We start from the raw sequence: 15,394 nt of genomic DNA on the forward strand, positions 1-15,394 counted from the left end.
TTGTTCATTTTCACCGTTTCAGAACTTTTAGGTGGAAAAAGTATATTTATTTCTCTCGAATTTACTCATTATCTGTGTTTAGGCATGTTTTAAGTTTACTTTTTCCCACTCGCGCCTCCTAAAGAGGTGACCTAAAGAATTTTAGTGGAGAAATTCCCACTAATCAGGTGTATACAAAGCAAGTGTGTTCTAATTCAAACCCATATGCCTGCAATGGGGCGGGGTTACGGAGCTACGGAGGTACGGGGTTGCGGAGCTACAGAGTCACGGGGTTACCGGGTTACCGGGTTACGGGGTTACGGGGTTACGGGGTTACGGGGTTACGGGGTTACGGGGTTACGGGGTTACGGGGTTACCGGGTTACGGGGTTACGGGGTTATGGGGTTACAGCCAAAAAGCACACCACCAGCCTTTTGCCTTATTCGCCTCCACGCCTCATTCCTCTCCGCGCTCGTACGCGCGGTTCCACTTGCGGCCCCACCCTCGACGACAGAAAAGAGCCTGAAGCGAAATACCGCATCAGGCTCTTTTCTGTCGAGTGTGAGGAGGGGAGGGGCTCAGGACTTGTTACCGTCGCTCCGCTAACACAGCGGTATTGGTCTGTTCCATCCCGCCCCGAAGTCCCACCCGCTCATATCTCATTTATATCTCATTCATATTCTTCATTTCTTATTCATTTTAAATCTCAGGAACAGCTCGTTATAGTGGGCAAGCATCCGCTTGCCGAGATTGTCATAGACCTCCAGCCGGTCGGTAATTTCGGCGGGCGGGTAGAATCGGGTATCGCCGGAGATCTCTTCGGGAAGCAGCTTCAGTGCCGGAACATTGGGGGTGGAATAGCCGACGTACTCCGCATTTTTGGCTGCCACGTCTGGCCGGAGCATGAAGTCAATGAATTTGTGCGCTCCTTCCACATTCACCGCCGTGCGCGGAATGACCATGTTGTCGAACCATTTGTTCGAACCTTCCTTCGGCACCACATAGTCCAGCTTGTCGTTCTCATCCATGATCTCCGAAGCATCGCCTGACCATACAATCCCGACAGCCGCTTCTTCATTCGCCAGCAGCATCTTGATCTCGTCGCCGACAATCGCCTTCACATTGGGCGAAAGTCTGTTCAGCTTGGCCAGTGCTTCCTGCAGATGCGCCTCATTCTGGTCATTGACAGAATAATGCAAGCTGTTCAGCGCCAGGCCCATGACTTCACGGGCTCCATCCACCAGAAAAATATTATTCTTCAGCCTGTTGTCCCATAGGGAATCCCAGCTGCTGAAATCCATGCCCTTGGTCATGTCCGGGTTGAAAATAATGCCAACCGTCCCCCAGAAATAAGGCACGGAGTAGACGTTGCCCGGGTCGAACGACAGATCCATAAACCTGGAATCGATGTTGGCCAGATTCGGAATCTTGCTTTTATCCAGCGGCAGCAGCAGGTTCTCCTCCCGCATCTTGGCAATGGCATAGTCGGACGGGACCACAACATCGAAGGTCGTTCCGCCCTGTTCGACCTTCGTCAGCATAGCCTCATTGGAATCAAAGGTCTGATAGATGACCGTAATTCCCGTCTCTTTCTCGAACTGCTTCAGCAGTTCAGGTTCAATATAATCGCCCCAGTTATAGATGGTCAGCGTATTCCCCCCGGAGTACCCCTCGGCTGAGTTGAGCCGGGACGCGAGGAACATCAGTCCGAAAACAACAATAAGAATCGCCAGAAACGCATTAACCAGCTGCTTCATCTAGGCACCCCCATTTCGGCGGCAGGCCCGGAAAGCGGACCCGCCGGACGGTTCTTGCGCCGGTTCAGGAAGTAGTACCCGATGACCAGCAGGATGGTGAAGAGGAAGATTAGCGTTGACAGCGCATTGATCGACAGCGACACGCCTTGCCGTGCCCGGGAGTAGATTTCCACCGACAGCGTGGAGTATCCGTTCCCCGTAACGAAGAAGGTTACCGCAAAGTCATCCAGCGAATAGGTCAGGGCCATGAAAAAACCGCTGAAAATCCCCGGCTTAATAATCGGCAAAATGACCTTCGTCAGCACATCACGGCGGCTGGCTCCCAGATCACGGGCCGCATCGGTCAGCGTAGGGCTCATTTCCTGCAGATGCGGCAGGATCATCAGCACAGCGATCGGCACGCTGAACGCCACATGCGAGAGCAGTACAGATGTGAAGCCCAGCTTAATGCCAACAATCGTAAACAGGATGAGGAACGAGGCCCCGATAATCACATCGGGGCTGACGATCAGCACGTTGTTCAGCGAGAGCAGTGTGTTTTTGGCCCGGCGGCTGCGGACACGCTGAATCGCCAGCGCGCCGATGATTGCAATCAGCGTAGCAATCGCTGAAGACAGCAGCGCAATCACCAGCGTATTGATGACTATGATCATCAGCCTTGTATCCTGAAGCACCTCGCGGTAATAATCCAGCGTAAAACCTTCGAATTTGTGCATCGTGCCCCCGCTGTTGAACGAGTAATACATCAGATACAGAATCGGCGCATACAGCACGGCGAAGACCAGCACCAGATACAGATTAGTAAGTCCGTTTTTGTTCTTCACTGGCGCACCCCTTTCCGCGATCCGCCCGTCAGCAGCATGAACAGCGCCATAATGACGATCAGGAAGACGGCAACCGTAGAGCCCATTCCCCAGTCCTGCGTAACCAGAAAATGCTGCTCAATCGCAGTGCCCAGTGTAATGACCCGGTTGCCTGCGATGAGGCGCGTAATCATGAACAGCGACAGCGCCGGGATGAAGACTGCCATACAGCCGGAACGCACCCCGGAAACCGTTAGCGGAAAGATCACCCGCCGGAACGTCGTCCATCCGGAAGCGCCCAGATCCCGCGCGGCATCCACCAGCGACAGATTCAATTCTTCCAGGGCGCTGAAGATTGGCAGGATCATGAACGGGATAAAAATGTACACCGACACAAACACAAAACTGAAGCCTGTAAACAGAATCTGCTGCTCCCCGATGCCAAGCAGGCCGAAGAAATTATTGACCGGCCCGAAGGTTCCAAATATGCCGATAAAAGCGTATGTCTTCAGCAGCAGATTGATCCATGTTGGCAGAATAATCAGCAGCAGCCACAGCTGCTTATGCTTCGTCCGGGTCAGCAGATAGGCTGCGGGATAGGCTACCAGAAGCGAAAACAGTGTGATCAGAAACGCATACCAGAAGGAGTTAAGCATCATTCTCATATATACTGGCGTAAAGAAATTCACATAATTGTCCAGAGTGAGATGCCCGTCCAGATCAAACAGGGAATAATAGACCACCAGCAGCACCGGAGCTATGACAAAAAGCGCGATCCACAAGTAGTAAGGGATGAGAAAATACGACTTGCCCTTATTCTTCATGGCTCTCCACCTCGCCGTAAGCTTCCAGACGTTTGTCGAATTCTTCCTCCGTTTCACCGAACCGCATGACATGAATCGCTTCCGGATCAAAATACAGGCCGATTTCGCTGCCGACCTCCGCTTTGCGTGTGGAATGAACCAGCCACTCATGGCCCGATTCATCGTAGCAGCTGATCTCGTAATGCACGCCCCGGAACAGCTGGGAATCCACGCGTACACGCAGCTTGCCCTGTTCAAGCGCGGCAATCTCCAGATCCTCGGGACGAATGACAATCTCCACCGCTTCATTGCGCTTCAGCCCGGCATCGACACATTCGAACCGGTGTCCGTTAAACTCCACCAGGTAGTCATCGATCATCACACCCGGCACAATATTCGACTCCCCGATGAAATCGGCCACGAAGCGGTTGATCGGCTCATCATAAATATCATTGGGCGTGCCGCTCTGCTCGATCCGTCCGCCGTTCATGACAAAGATCCAGTCCGACATCGCCAGCGCTTCTTCCTGGTCATGGGTCACAAATATAAAGGTAATGCCCAGCCGCTGCTGCATTTCCCGCAGGATGTACTGCATCTCTGTACGCAGCTTCAAGTCCAGCGCCGACAGCGGCTCATCCAGCAGAAGCACCTGCGGCTCATTGACGATGGCGCGGGCAATCGCCACACGTTGTCTTTGTCCGCCTGACATTTCATTAATAGCACGCTGCTCGTAGCCTACAAGGTTCACGAAGCGCAGCGCTTCCTGCACCTTGTGCGTGATCACATCCTTCTTAAGCTTCTTGATGCGCAGTCCGAAAGCCACATTCTCGAATACGTTCAGGTGCGGAAACAGCGCATAGTCCTGAAATACCGTATTGACCTGCCGCTCGTTGGCGGGAATGTGGTTGATGATTTGGCCATTGAGATAAATAGAGCCTTTAGTCGGCTCGGCGAAACCGGCAATCAGCCGCAGAATAGTCGTCTTGCCGCAGCCCGAAGGGCCCAGCAAGGTATAGAATTTACCGCGTTCGATCTCGAAGCTGACGCCTTTTAATACAGGCTCTTCGTCGTCGTATTGTTTGATCACCTGGTCAAAAGAAATAATAGTGCCTTCCGGGGTAGCTATAGCTAACAACCTCCCTTACCTTATGTAATACAATCTATTTTACCCCCATCTTGCGGAGGACAATCGAAGCGGGCTGGCTCAGCGTGTGTTAGCGACAATTCCTCCCATTCTTCGACAACCTTCCATAATATATAGCATAACGGATTAGTCCTATATATGCGATAGCATACATGGTTAAAAGCAGTCTGGAAACTTAACAAGTTCGTAAAATTTATGAACCTCCCGGACTGTTTTGCGGTGCTATAATGAAAACGGCTGAAATTCATTTCATTTTTACACCTGAAAGAAGATGACCTCCAATGAATGAAGGATTACAGGACCGTCTTGAGAAATTCGGACTGTCTTTATATATGATACGGGTTACTCTTGCAGCTTCACTCTCCTGGCTGGCAGTACACACGCTGTATGGAGACAGCTATTTATACTTCGCCCCGCTGGCGGCGATTCTGATTACACAAGGCAGCGTCAAGGCCTCCCTGGAAAAGGGGGTCTACCGCATGACCGGCATTGTGCTCGGCGGCATTGTCAGCCTGATTGTGGGGCGGTTCTTCGATGTAGGAGCCCTTTCCATTCTGCTGATGCTTCTGATCGGTATCGGGGTCGCCACAGCCTGCCGGATCAATATCCAGGCGATCTCCCAAGTCGGTGTAACCTCTGTTCTGGCACTGACCTTCTATAATGATCATTATATTGAGTGGCGGGTTGCTGAAACGCTGATCGGTGTGGTCATTGCCCTAATTATCAATATGATTATCGTTCCGCCCAAGGGGTTCGTCAAGGTGAAGGGCCTGACTCTGGAAAGCGGACTGCTGCTGGCGGATGCCCTAAGCGGCCAGGCCGGCAGCGGACGGGAAGCCGTTCAGGCGGGAGACGCCCTGGCACGCTCCGCTTCACTGCTGGCGAAGAGCGAGCTTCAGCAGAAAGAGCTGCATTATACCTTAACACATTACCATTGCCGCAGCGAGCTGAGCGGACTGACACAGACCACTGCCCATCTCAAAAAAATCCACTCATATGTAAAAGAAATCCGTGCAGAAATCGAACGACTGCCCGCGCATTACGCCGCAGCCGACTGGATGGCAGAGGTTGTCACAGCCACCGCAGACTGTATCGCCCTGTACGGGACGAAGACCCTGTCCGATGCCGAATGCCAGCGTTCGCTTCCTGAATCGCTGCGCCGGGCGCGCGATCTTCAACTGGCGTGGTTCTCCGAGCTGCAGGGACAATGCTCCCTCACCTCCATCCGCGATCTTGGCGCGGTTTTCTCTCACCTGAACCGGGTGCTGGAAGAGATTGAGCAGGCCGACTATGTAGTGATGTCAGCCGCGCCGCAGAAGGCCAAAGCTGGGGCCGCCCACGCTGTGCGCTTCATACAAAAGGGACTCTCCCACAAGCTTTAAGCTTGGGAGCGTCCCTTTTCAAATATATGGCTTTCCTCTTTCATCCTATCAGTTAGCCTTCGCTTTCAAGCCCCTCCATCATGCTTCAAACTCTCCATCATAAACCGCCCGATCCTTCTATATTCTCCTGTAAATCTGGAATTCATTAAGTGTAATTTAATTATAAATTCATTATTTTTACAAAAAATCAACAATTACCTACATTATTCAATTTTTATAGTCAAATTCAATTATTCCAGTTGAAAATTCGCTACTTAAGTACTAGAATTAAGCTTGTTTGGAGAAGTTATTTTTGGACATCATACCAGTATTGACCACTTTTTTGTCGATTACAGTCGATTTATTCGCCTCATACTGAGTGTATATCATTGATCTATTCCTAAAGGCAAACTGTCCCGAAAGGGCAGGACGCAAAGTCATGGGCCTAAGAGCGCTATTGCTGCATTTATGGTCGCCAGGCTGCCAATAGAGACGCCATTTGGTCGGATATCCCAGGATATAAGTATCACGGCTCCATGATGTTCTTTTCTGTACAGATACCATTGATTATACGAAAAAAGTGAGGTTACGAGAATGCCGCAGCATACCATCGAACGTTCACGGTACGAGTTCATTGCTTCCATGCTTCTTGGGAAGACCGATCTCTTAAATCTTTACTCTGTGGATCCTCAGACGTTTGGCGGAACAGACGAAGCTAAGAATGGTGTCATCATTATCCAGAATAACGAAATCTTCATCACTCCGCCTCTTCCCGGCGGCAAGCCGGCTGTAATCTCCGCGATGCATCCTGTTGTATTGAAGATTAATGGTCAGGTCATCACGGGACCAACTCAAATTACCTCTGCTGATGACCTCACCTGGGAGATTTGCGAGAAACCGCAATACCAGATTACAGTATCCGATGATAAGCTAAAAGTGTACTTTACCCTTTACCGCGCTGAAAGGTATGCCTGGAATCTCGTCAACAGTCCGGCCTCAGCCTTTGTCACTGTCCGTGCGGAGATGAACAGGGAAATGCTCTTATCCACCCTCTCCATAGAACGGATTATGGCCGGTTTTGAGAAAAGCCCTATAGTCAGCAGTCTCAATATCCCTGCGCTCTACGAGGAGCTGAATAACCCTACCTACCTTCCGGTATGTATTGCTGAAGGCAAGGCTCCTGTGCCAGGGACCAATGCGAGTCTCGAACTGCTGTTTCAACAGAAAATAGAGACTGAGTTCAAGTCTATGGACGATTCCGCCCAAGAAACAAGCTGCCTGGAATTCTTTATGGTGCAGGAAGGCGAAGTATTTGCGAAGAAGCTGCCCCCCAAAGAAGGCCTGCCCGGCTTTGATGTGTATGGCGGTGTACTTCCGCCGCCGCCGCCGCAGGACCTTACCCTGTTCTCATCCCCTTACGCAGCGCTGCTTCCGGGCGGGGAGATCAAGGCCTGCCGCAAAGGCAGACCACGCATAACCGGAAGCGGAACCTTTGTTAGAACGATTGATTTTCCCCAAACGTTCTTCGTTCCGCATAGTGACAATGAGGCCGGGGGTACCCTCATGTTCCCTGGTGATGTTATCGCAACTCGTTATTTAAGCAAGAATACAGTTATCGAGGCTTTGGGCAATGTTTATATTTTTGGTGATGTGCGCAATTCCCGGATCGCTGCTACAGGCAGCATATTTATCAGCGGCAATGTTGTAGGGAGTGAGCTGTACGCCGGGGGATACGGGGCCACACATAACCGCCTGTGCAGCTTCACCGAACTGGTGGCGAAAGAGGTTTCGAGACTGAGAGAGGCTGCCAGACATCTTGCCGAGACGGTCGAGTCAACGATGCAGACAGTGAAATACGGGTTGGTCATCATGCTTCTGCTGGAAAGTAAATATGCCCATCTTCCCCGTATGTTCCGTGACATGCAGGAGCTGTTATCAGGTATGAGTACTGATTATCCTCAGGATACCAAGATCCTGAAACATATGATGAAGTTTTTTCTAAATCCCGGACAATTTACCGACCAAATTACGGATGCGGGAATAGGCTCTTTTCTGAGTCTGCTGAAGAACCTGGCCCATAGCATCTACCAGATGCAGGAGGAACGGGTCCGGATCGATATTGCCGGGTCACATGACAGTGTTATAAAATCCGGCGGGGATGTCCATATTCATGGAGATGGAGTTTCCCAGAGCAGCCTGTATTCCTCTGGAGATATTTATTTTGCGAAGTATAGCTCCATGTCTTCCGACTCCACCATGGAGGCAGCCGGAACGATTAATGCACGCAGCGTTGGCGGGGAATCCATTGGCACAACACTGCTGGTTGCAGGCCAACAAATCATTGCCCATACCATCAGGAATGCTTCTGTGGCAGTAGGCGGGTATTCTTTAGAGATTACTGACCCGATTGAAAGTATCGCATTTACGGCCAAAAGCCTAAAACAGGAATACGGGGGAGTCCCCTCCTCTTCAAGCGAGTAATCAGCGGTATCCCTTACATATAGCCTTACCGGCAAAAGGTACACATACAGAAAGACCCTGCCGGGCTGCGTGCCGGCAGGGTCTTTCACGGGCTTTTTAAGACTCGTATTGCGGTCTCTCCATGTCGAACGTCCGGCCAACCGCTGCATACGAAGCTCCCGCGAGACGGCTTACCGGCTTCAGCTTGGCCGCATCAATGCGTCCGTTATGAATCAGTTCATCCTCTACATAGAAGCACAGCACTTCTCCGATCATCATATCGCAGTGTCCCAGCTCCACATGCCGCGTAAGCCGGCACTCCATGGCAATCCTGCATTCCGCTATACGCGGAACCCGGATCATTTGTCCGGGCACCGGCGTTAGTCCGGCCAATTCCAGCTCGCTGACGCCTTCCGGGGCGTTGATTGAGGTGTGGTTAATCGCAGCCACATTATCCTCGTCCACGATATGCACCACAAACTCTCCATTGCGCAAAATGTTGCTTGCCGTGTGCTTCATCTCTCCGGTTGCCTTGCGCACACAGGAAAACATAATCATCGGCGGTTCATCATTCACAATATTGAAAAAACTGAACGGCGCGGCATTCACCACGCCTTGTTCATTTATTGAGGTTACAAAAGCAATCGGCCGGGGGATAATGCTTCCGATCAGAAGCTTGTAATTGTCATGCGCCGATTGTGCTGAAGCAGCGATATACATAAAAACACCTCCATGCAATGTGTTGAACGCCTAAGGTAAGGGCTTAAGGGCTTATTCTAAAATAGAAAATGTATAGTTTCAAGCTATCCATTATCCTTCGATTTCCGCTGAAACTTCACTGTCCCTTTAAAGGGCGGTGTTGCCGTTTCTGCTTGAGGTTGACCAAAACGATGCTGCCCACAATAAGCAGCAGGCCGACCACCAGATTAAGCGTGATCCGCTCATGCAGCAGCACTACACTTGAACCGATGGAGATCAGCGGAATCAGAAAGGTGAAGGAACCGACCTTGCCGGCCTCCCCTTCCTTGATGAGACTGAAATACACCATCCAGCCCAAGGCGATCACGAATACAGAAATGAACAGGGTGTTCATGATAAAAGCCGTGTTCCAGGTTATATCCGCCCAGCTCTCAATTACTGACCCGGCTCCCAGCAGGACAAGGCCCCCAATCATGATCTGCATGGCTGTCATCCACAGCATATCCACCCGGGCCGCATTACGCTTCGTATAGACGGTGGCAAAAGCCCAGCTGAGCGCACTGGCCAGAGCGAGCACAATGCCCTGAACAGAGATGCTCCCGGTGAAGCCGCCGATACTGAGTGAGGCTACACCGAGGAATCCGAGCACGAGACCGGCCAGCTTCAGCCCATACATGCTCTCACCCAGCCAGAGCCAGGCGAAAATGCCAAGCAGCACCGGCTGCAGAAAAACAATGGCGGAGAACAGGCCGGAAGGCACATACTGCAGGCCAATGGTCTGGAAGCCATAATAGAAGACGATACTGAGAAAAGCCGACACCAGATACACCGGCCACAGCCGCTTGAACTGAAGCTCCTTCAGCTTCGGAAGGGCGGCGGCGATCAGAATTACACCGGCGATTACGGTGCGTATCCCGGCAAACAACAGCGGCGGAGCGTAGTGTAAAGCAATTTTGGAAAGAGGCCAATTAATGCCCCAGACAATGACCAGAAAGATAAGCAAAGCTATGGTTTTTCTCTGCTGCTGCATTTATTCACCTCTTGTTCTATTTTCATACCAATGATACAGTAAAATTAGTTATAATTGAAATGAATTATTATTATAAGGGGCATACCAAAACTGTTATGAACAACAATCAGATCCGTTTGTTTGTCAGCATTGCCGAGAGCGGCAGCTTCACGAAAGCCGGACTGGAAATGAATATGACCCAGCCTGCAGTCAGCCGGGCCATCTCCGCGCTGGAGGCGGAGCTTGCGGTGAAGCTGCTGCTGCGCGACCGCCGCAGCGGGCTGATGCTCACCGATATCGGCAAGCGTATCCTTGTTATTTTCCGGGAGATCCTGATCGGGTATGACAAAGTGGAGCAGGAGATTGCCGCCGAAAAGGGGCTGGAGAAGGGACTGATCCGTGTCGGGGCGTTTCCGGTGGCTTCGGCGCATCTGGTCCCCAAGATTATCCGCTCTATCGCCTCAAGCTACCCTGAGATCGAGATCAGGCTGTACGAAGGGACGGTCGACGAGGTGAAAGAATGGCTGGACGCGCGGTTCATTGACGTGGGGCTGATCATTCCTCCGGATGGAAACTTCGACACCGTTCCACTCTTCCGGGAAAAGCTGTATGCCGTGCTGCAGGACGACCACCCGCTCCGGCACAAGGATGTTATTTGTGTGAAGGACCTGGAAGATGAGCCGATGCTGATCTGCAGATCCGGCTATGAACCGCCGGTAGTCGATTTATTCAAGAGAGGCGGCAGCAAGCTGAATGTGAAATATGAGGTCAGCAGCTATCTGACTGCCCTCAATATGGTCAAGGAAGGGCTGGCTGTGGGCGTGATGTCCCAGCTCTCGCTGCTGTCGCTTCCTCCCGGCGTGATCATCCGGGAGCTGGCTCCTGATGCCTACCGTGATATTCATCTAGCGGTGAACTCGCTTGCCGAGGTGTCGATTGCCGTCAGGCTGTTCATGGATACGGCCCTGCAGCTGACCGCCAGTCCGGATACTGCAGGATCGCCCGGAATTCAGGCCGGGCAAGTATAGCCGGGGAGATTGAACTATATAAGGAGGGAATCGAAGTGAAATATAACCGTTTGGGCAACAGCGGACTGCAGGTGTCTGCGCTGGGCCTCGGGACCAACGCGTTCGGAAAGAGGGCCGGCCAGCAGGCCTCGATTGATATTGTTCATGCCGCGCTGGACCATGGAATCAACTTCATAGATACTGCCAATATCTACGCCGGCTCCGAGTCCGAGCGAATCATTGGGCTGGCACTTGAAGGCAGGCGGCAGGAAGCCGTTCTGGCTACCAAGGCAGGCCTGCCGGTACACGAAGGGCCCGGAGGCAGCGGCTCTTCGCGCCGTCATCTGATACAGGAGCTTGAAGGCAGCTTGCGCCGCTTGAAGACGGATTATGTGGATCTCTATCAGATACATACCTTCGATCCCTATACGCCGCTGGAAGAGACCTTGCGGACACTGGATGATATGGTATCCGCAGGCAAGGTCCGCTATATCGGCGCTTCCAATTATGCAGCCTGGGAGCTGATGAAAGCGCTGGGAATCAGCGAATTGCGCAATCTGGCCAAGTATGTCTCCATCCAGTGTAGCTATTCTCTTGCTGACCGGACACCCGAGACCCAGCTGCTCCCGCTCTGCCTGGATCAGGGAATCGGCATCATTCCCTATTTCCCGCTGGCTGGAGGCATCCTCACAGGCAAATACGGCGGCAGCGACGCCCCGCCCGCCGGCTCCAGAGCGCAGACGGATCCGAACTTCAGCCGCTTCCTGAGCAAGGACCGGATCGCCCTTGGCGATGCGGCGGGAGCCATCGCCGCTGAGCTGGCGGCCTCCCCCACCGTGCTGTCGCTGGCCTGGCTGATGCACCAGCCTGCCGTCTCCACCGTCATTGTCGGCGCTACGAAGGCCGCGCAACTGCAAGAAAGCATCCAGAGCGTTACGCTGGCTCTGGATGCCGATAGCCTGCACCGGCTGGACGAAGCCAGCCGGGCCTTCCGGCACGGCGAGCCGTTCGCATACTACCGTCTGCCGTAAACAGCGAAGCCGCTGCCTTTTGTGAATGGCAGCGGCTGATTGCTGTTCCTCGAACGCATGTGCACAAGCCGGCAGCTTCGCGGACTCAGCATCCGCTGTTCCTGCCAAAATCGCGTTCTGCGCTTCATATCTATAGCCTATAACGGTCTTTATGACTTGGAGGCCGGCGTATAAATCAGGCAGCGCAGGGTCTTCCCGGGATAACGAAGCTCTGCTGTATAGGAGCTTCCGTCTTTCAGTTTAACCAAAACTGCTACAACCCCGCGTTTGTCATATATGCTGTCCTTAATAATAGAAGTGCCGACAATCTCACGGGTGTCACCCTGTTTGTCTGCAACAATGGTGCGCGCGGTCTGGAGCCAGCTGGAATCCTGTCTGATCCGCCCGTTCATCTCTGCTGTGATTGGCGTTCTCTTATAATCCCGTTCCACAATGGTCGTATCCAGGACCGTTCCGCTCAGCGAATCAATGAGTACATTATACGTGAGATAGGGTCTTCCTTGAGCTCGGAGCGTCCCTTCTCGGTAAGGATGGAAATCGACGGACCACTCTCCCTTTTGCTCAGGACCCCATTTATTGTATAACGCTGTGGCCTCTAGCTTGGACAGATCCACATCGAATAGACGGATCACACTCTCTCTTGCTTTGCTGAGGGTTTCGGCCTCGCCGATGTCCTTCTGATCAGGCTGCGGTTTTACATAGGTCAGGCTCAACACATAATTGAAGCGATAATTCCAATCGATAAACTGCAGCATTTCCTCATCCGTAAGGGCACGCTTGGGGAATACATAAGTAGCTTTGCTCTGATCCAGATAAAACTCGTGGTTCCCGGCTTTCATGGGCAGCTTCTGCTTGGGACGCAGGCCATCGAACCGATATTGATCGTCCAGGATAAGCCGCCGTTTGATTTCTTGCTCGGTCATCTCCCGGGTGAATATTTCATGATCCATAAATCTAAGCTTTTCGGCGTACGCATTGGACTCCTTGATTTCCTCTTCAGTGACCGTGAGCTCCAAATACGTCTGGATCGTCGAGACCGGAGCCTTCGCCTCGATCTTCAGCACCGGAATCTGGCCGCTCGCCAGTTGAACCGCAGGCTTCCCGGTTTGCTGCTGTGTGTAGGATACATTCGCTTCCGGCATCTGGCGGCTCATTTCTGTGTAAGCAACAATTTGCGGTACCGCAAAAGCACTGAGACCCAGCAGTCCTCCCGCTATGAATATCACTCCAAGGGCCGATTTAACGTCATTTCTGTTCATCTTCACTACCTCCAATGTGTAAGTGGGCTTGTCTTAGCCTTACTGTAAGATAAAGATGTTATAAAGTAAGAGGCCCGTTGTTATGGAGTTGTAAAATAAGCTGTATGGTCGTACCCTTCTGCTCCTCCGACTTCAGAGACAGCTGCGCCTGATGCGCTTCTGCAATCTGGCGGCACAGGGCCAGACCGAGTCCGGCCCCGCCATGTTCTCTGGATCGCGCATGATCCACCCGGTAGAACGGCTCAAATACCCGCTCCAAATGTGCGGCGCTCATGCCTCTGCCGGAGTCTGTCACCTCCAAAACCGCCGCAGCATCCTGTTCATACGCCGCCAGCTTGATCTCCAAACCCGGGGTTGAAGCATGGATCGAGTTCTCCAGGCAATTCACCAGAAACGATTCGAGCAGTTCCCGGTCGCCCCATACCGCGGGAATATCTGCATCTAGAATCAGCTCAATCCCTGCCGCATCCAGATTAGCCTGTTCCATCCGGCGCACGGATTCGAACAGTTCCACAACCGGTATCCTGCTCCGTTTCACCGGCTGATGGCTGAGAATGGATAGATCCAGCAGCTTGAAAACCAGATTCTTCAGGCGCAGCGTCTCGCTCCAGAGATACCCGCTCGCTGTTATCCGCTCTTCCTCATCAATATGGGCGGCATTCAAATACTGGGCGAATCCCTGCAGACTGGTCAGCGGCGTTCTCAGCTCATGAGCCAGGTTATCCACCATCCGCTGTTTCTCCTCAGCCATGGCGGAGAGGTCCGTGACCTGCCTTTCCACAGCATCTGCCATGCGGTTAAAGTGCTGCGCCAGCTCCCCGAATTCATCCCTGTTCTTAAGCTGCACCCGTTGGCCATAGTTCCCTTCGGCTATACTTTTGGTGCTGTCCGCCAATGATTGCAGAGGTTTCGTCAGCTTGCGGATCAGCACATACATGAGTGCAGCAAGAACAGGAATCGAAATACAGTTGATATAGACAAAATAACGATTCAGCTCATCCTGGCCGGCATACAGTGCTTCAATATCCCGCCGGTAAGTTAGCTGCAAATACCCGTAAGGCGCCGGCAGCTCATTCGTTACGCTGATATGGCGGGCGGACGGCTCCGATGGCTCCGCATACACGGGGGCATCCTGATTGGATAATTGCAGAGATATGCCCCGCTCCCGGTAATACTCTCCATAGGAACGGGCAACATCCAGCAGAATCGTATCGTTAATCCGCATCCCCCGTGATTTTATGGAATTTAGATTTTCATAGATACTGTTGGCAATCAGAGCATGGTCACTTGCCGCCCGCTGCTGTTCCCTGTTCATATTCAGCCGCCAGCTTTTGTTCATAATCATAATGACGCTCACATCCAGGACTACAACGAACAAGACGAGCATCAGCACCAGCGTTTTCTGCCAGAATCTCATCGCTCACCTCTCCGCTTCCAGACGGTAACCCAGCTTGTACACCGTTCTGATACGTTCTTCCCAGCCCAGTTTTTTGCGCAGTTGCCGGATATGCACATCCACCGTCCGGGTATCTCCTTCAAATTCATAACCCCAGGCCAGCTCCAGCAGTTTCTCCCGGGATAAGGCAATATTCTGGTTCTGAATCAGAACCTCCAGCAATTCAAATTCTCTGGCCGTTAGTTCGACAAGCTGTCCGCTCCTATAGATCTGCCGGGCCGCCAAACGGATGTCTACATCTCCTGCGGTAAATCCCTCTTCTTCCTTGATATTCCGGCGCAAAACAACGTTGATGCGGGCCAGCAGCTCCAAAATCTCAAACGGTTTAATGATATAATCATCCGCACCCAGCTCAAAGCCGGTGATGCGGTCAGCCAAAGAATCCTTGGCGGTAATAAAAATAACCGGAACACCCGGATGGCGGTGCCGCCTCATCCATTCAAATCCATCCATCACCGGCAGCATCACATCCAGCAAAATAAGATCGATCTTCTCCTGCTCCAGAATCTGCTGCATCTGCGCTCCATCAAAGGCTTTAAAAAACCGATGGCCAACCAGCTTTAAATTCATCGTAATCAGATCGCTGATCGGCTTCTCATCCTCAACCACCAATATCGTTGCCATCC

General features: G+C 52.2%; 13 protein-coding genes and 1 riboswitch. Of the genes, 4 read left to right on the forward strand and 9 right to left on the reverse strand.

The window, feature by feature from the left end; genetic code table 11:
• Nucleotides 1-662: 662 nt before the first annotated feature.
• The 4 genes from PGRAT_RS29450 to PGRAT_RS29465 are packed head-to-tail and all read right to left on the reverse strand — an operon-like array spanning nucleotide 663 to nucleotide 4,477.
• Nucleotides 663-1,736, reverse strand: a complete 1,074-nt coding sequence (locus PGRAT_RS29450) for an ABC transporter substrate-binding protein (protein WP_025703885.1) — start codon at nucleotides 1,734-1,736, stop codon at nucleotides 663-665.
• Nucleotides 1,733-2,560, reverse strand: a complete 828-nt coding sequence (locus PGRAT_RS29455; RefSeq protein ID WP_025703884.1) for an ABC transporter permease — start codon at nucleotides 2,558-2,560, stop codon at nucleotides 1,733-1,735. Before PGRAT_RS29455 ends, PGRAT_RS29450 begins: the two co-directional genes overlap by 4 nt.
• Nucleotides 2,557-3,363: an ABC transporter permease gene (locus tag PGRAT_RS29460; protein ID WP_025703883.1), complete on the reverse strand. Its 807-nt coding sequence runs from the start codon at nucleotides 3,361-3,363 to the stop codon at nucleotides 2,557-2,559. Before PGRAT_RS29460 ends, PGRAT_RS29455 begins: the two co-directional genes overlap by 4 nt.
• On the reverse strand, nucleotides 3,353-4,477 hold the full coding sequence (locus PGRAT_RS29465; RefSeq protein WP_025703882.1) for an ABC transporter ATP-binding protein: 1,125 nt from the start codon (nucleotides 4,475-4,477) through the stop codon (nucleotides 3,353-3,355). The genes PGRAT_RS29460 and PGRAT_RS29465 overlap by 11 nt, the downstream gene beginning before the upstream one ends.
• Nucleotides 4,478-4,767: 290 nt before the next feature.
• Here PGRAT_RS29465 and PGRAT_RS32005 point away from each other — a divergent pair, with 290 nt between their 5' ends.
• Nucleotides 4,768-5,868, forward strand: coding sequence for an FUSC family protein (locus tag PGRAT_RS32005; protein WP_052415745.1), 1,101 nt, complete (start codon nucleotides 4,768-4,770; stop codon nucleotides 5,866-5,868).
• 374 nt (nucleotides 5,869-6,242) lie between these two features.
• Nucleotides 6,243-6,335, forward strand: a riboswitch (cyclic di-GMP riboswitch).
• A 106-nt stretch (nucleotides 6,336-6,441) separates the two neighbouring features.
• Nucleotides 6,442-8,328 carry a flagellar assembly protein A gene (locus PGRAT_RS29475; RefSeq protein ID WP_025704757.1) on the forward strand — a complete coding sequence of 629 codons (1,887 nt, stop codon included), beginning with the start codon at nucleotides 6,442-6,444 and terminating at the stop codon, nucleotides 8,326-8,328.
• Nucleotides 8,329-8,424: 96 nt separating this feature from the next.
• Here the strand turns inward: PGRAT_RS29475 and PGRAT_RS29480 are convergent, their stop codons facing one another.
• Together PGRAT_RS29480 and PGRAT_RS29485 are read right to left on the reverse strand one after the other, a co-directional pair.
• Nucleotides 8,425-9,027, reverse strand: coding sequence for a flavin reductase family protein (locus PGRAT_RS29480; RefSeq protein WP_025704756.1), 603 nt, complete (start codon nucleotides 9,025-9,027; stop codon nucleotides 8,425-8,427).
• A gap of 115 nt (nucleotides 9,028-9,142) precedes the next feature.
• Nucleotides 9,143-10,036: a DMT family transporter gene (locus PGRAT_RS29485; RefSeq protein ID WP_025704755.1), complete on the reverse strand. Its 894-nt coding sequence runs from the start codon at nucleotides 10,034-10,036 to the stop codon at nucleotides 9,143-9,145.
• A 95-nt stretch (nucleotides 10,037-10,131) separates the two neighbouring features.
• On the opposite strand from PGRAT_RS29485, the gene PGRAT_RS29490 reads away from it, so the two are divergent.
• Together PGRAT_RS29490 and PGRAT_RS29495 are read left to right on the forward strand one after the other, a co-directional pair.
• Nucleotides 10,132-11,043 (forward strand): LysR family transcriptional regulator, encoded by a 912-nt coding sequence (locus PGRAT_RS29490; protein ID WP_025704754.1) that lies wholly within the window; start codon nucleotides 10,132-10,134, stop codon nucleotides 11,041-11,043.
• A 35-nt stretch (nucleotides 11,044-11,078) separates the two neighbouring features.
• Nucleotides 11,079-12,053 (forward strand): aldo/keto reductase, encoded by a 975-nt coding sequence (locus PGRAT_RS29495; RefSeq protein ID WP_042267621.1) that lies wholly within the window; start codon nucleotides 11,079-11,081, stop codon nucleotides 12,051-12,053.
• A 149-nt stretch (nucleotides 12,054-12,202) separates the two neighbouring features.
• Here the strand turns inward: PGRAT_RS29495 and PGRAT_RS29500 are convergent, their stop codons facing one another.
• Genes PGRAT_RS29500 through PGRAT_RS29510 form a run of 3 tightly spaced genes read right to left on the reverse strand, consistent with a single transcriptional unit; the run spans nucleotide 12,203 to nucleotide 15,392 of the window.
• Nucleotides 12,203-13,312: a hypothetical protein gene (locus PGRAT_RS29500; protein ID WP_025708542.1), complete on the reverse strand. Its 1,110-nt coding sequence runs from the start codon at nucleotides 13,310-13,312 to the stop codon at nucleotides 12,203-12,205.
• A gap of 58 nt (nucleotides 13,313-13,370) precedes the next feature.
• Nucleotides 13,371-14,729, reverse strand: a complete 1,359-nt coding sequence (locus PGRAT_RS29505; protein ID WP_025708541.1) for a sensor histidine kinase — start codon at nucleotides 14,727-14,729, stop codon at nucleotides 13,371-13,373.
• Between the two features lie 3 nt (nucleotides 14,730-14,732).
• Nucleotides 14,733-15,392 carry a response regulator transcription factor gene (locus tag PGRAT_RS29510; RefSeq protein WP_025708540.1) on the reverse strand — a complete coding sequence of 220 codons (660 nt, stop codon included), beginning with the start codon at nucleotides 15,390-15,392 and terminating at the stop codon, nucleotides 14,733-14,735.
• Nucleotides 15,393-15,394 lie beyond the last annotated feature (2 nt).

Source organism: Paenibacillus graminis (genome assembly GCF_000758705.1).
GTDB lineage: Bacteria > Bacillota > Bacilli > Paenibacillales > Paenibacillaceae > Paenibacillus_AQ > Paenibacillus_AQ graminis.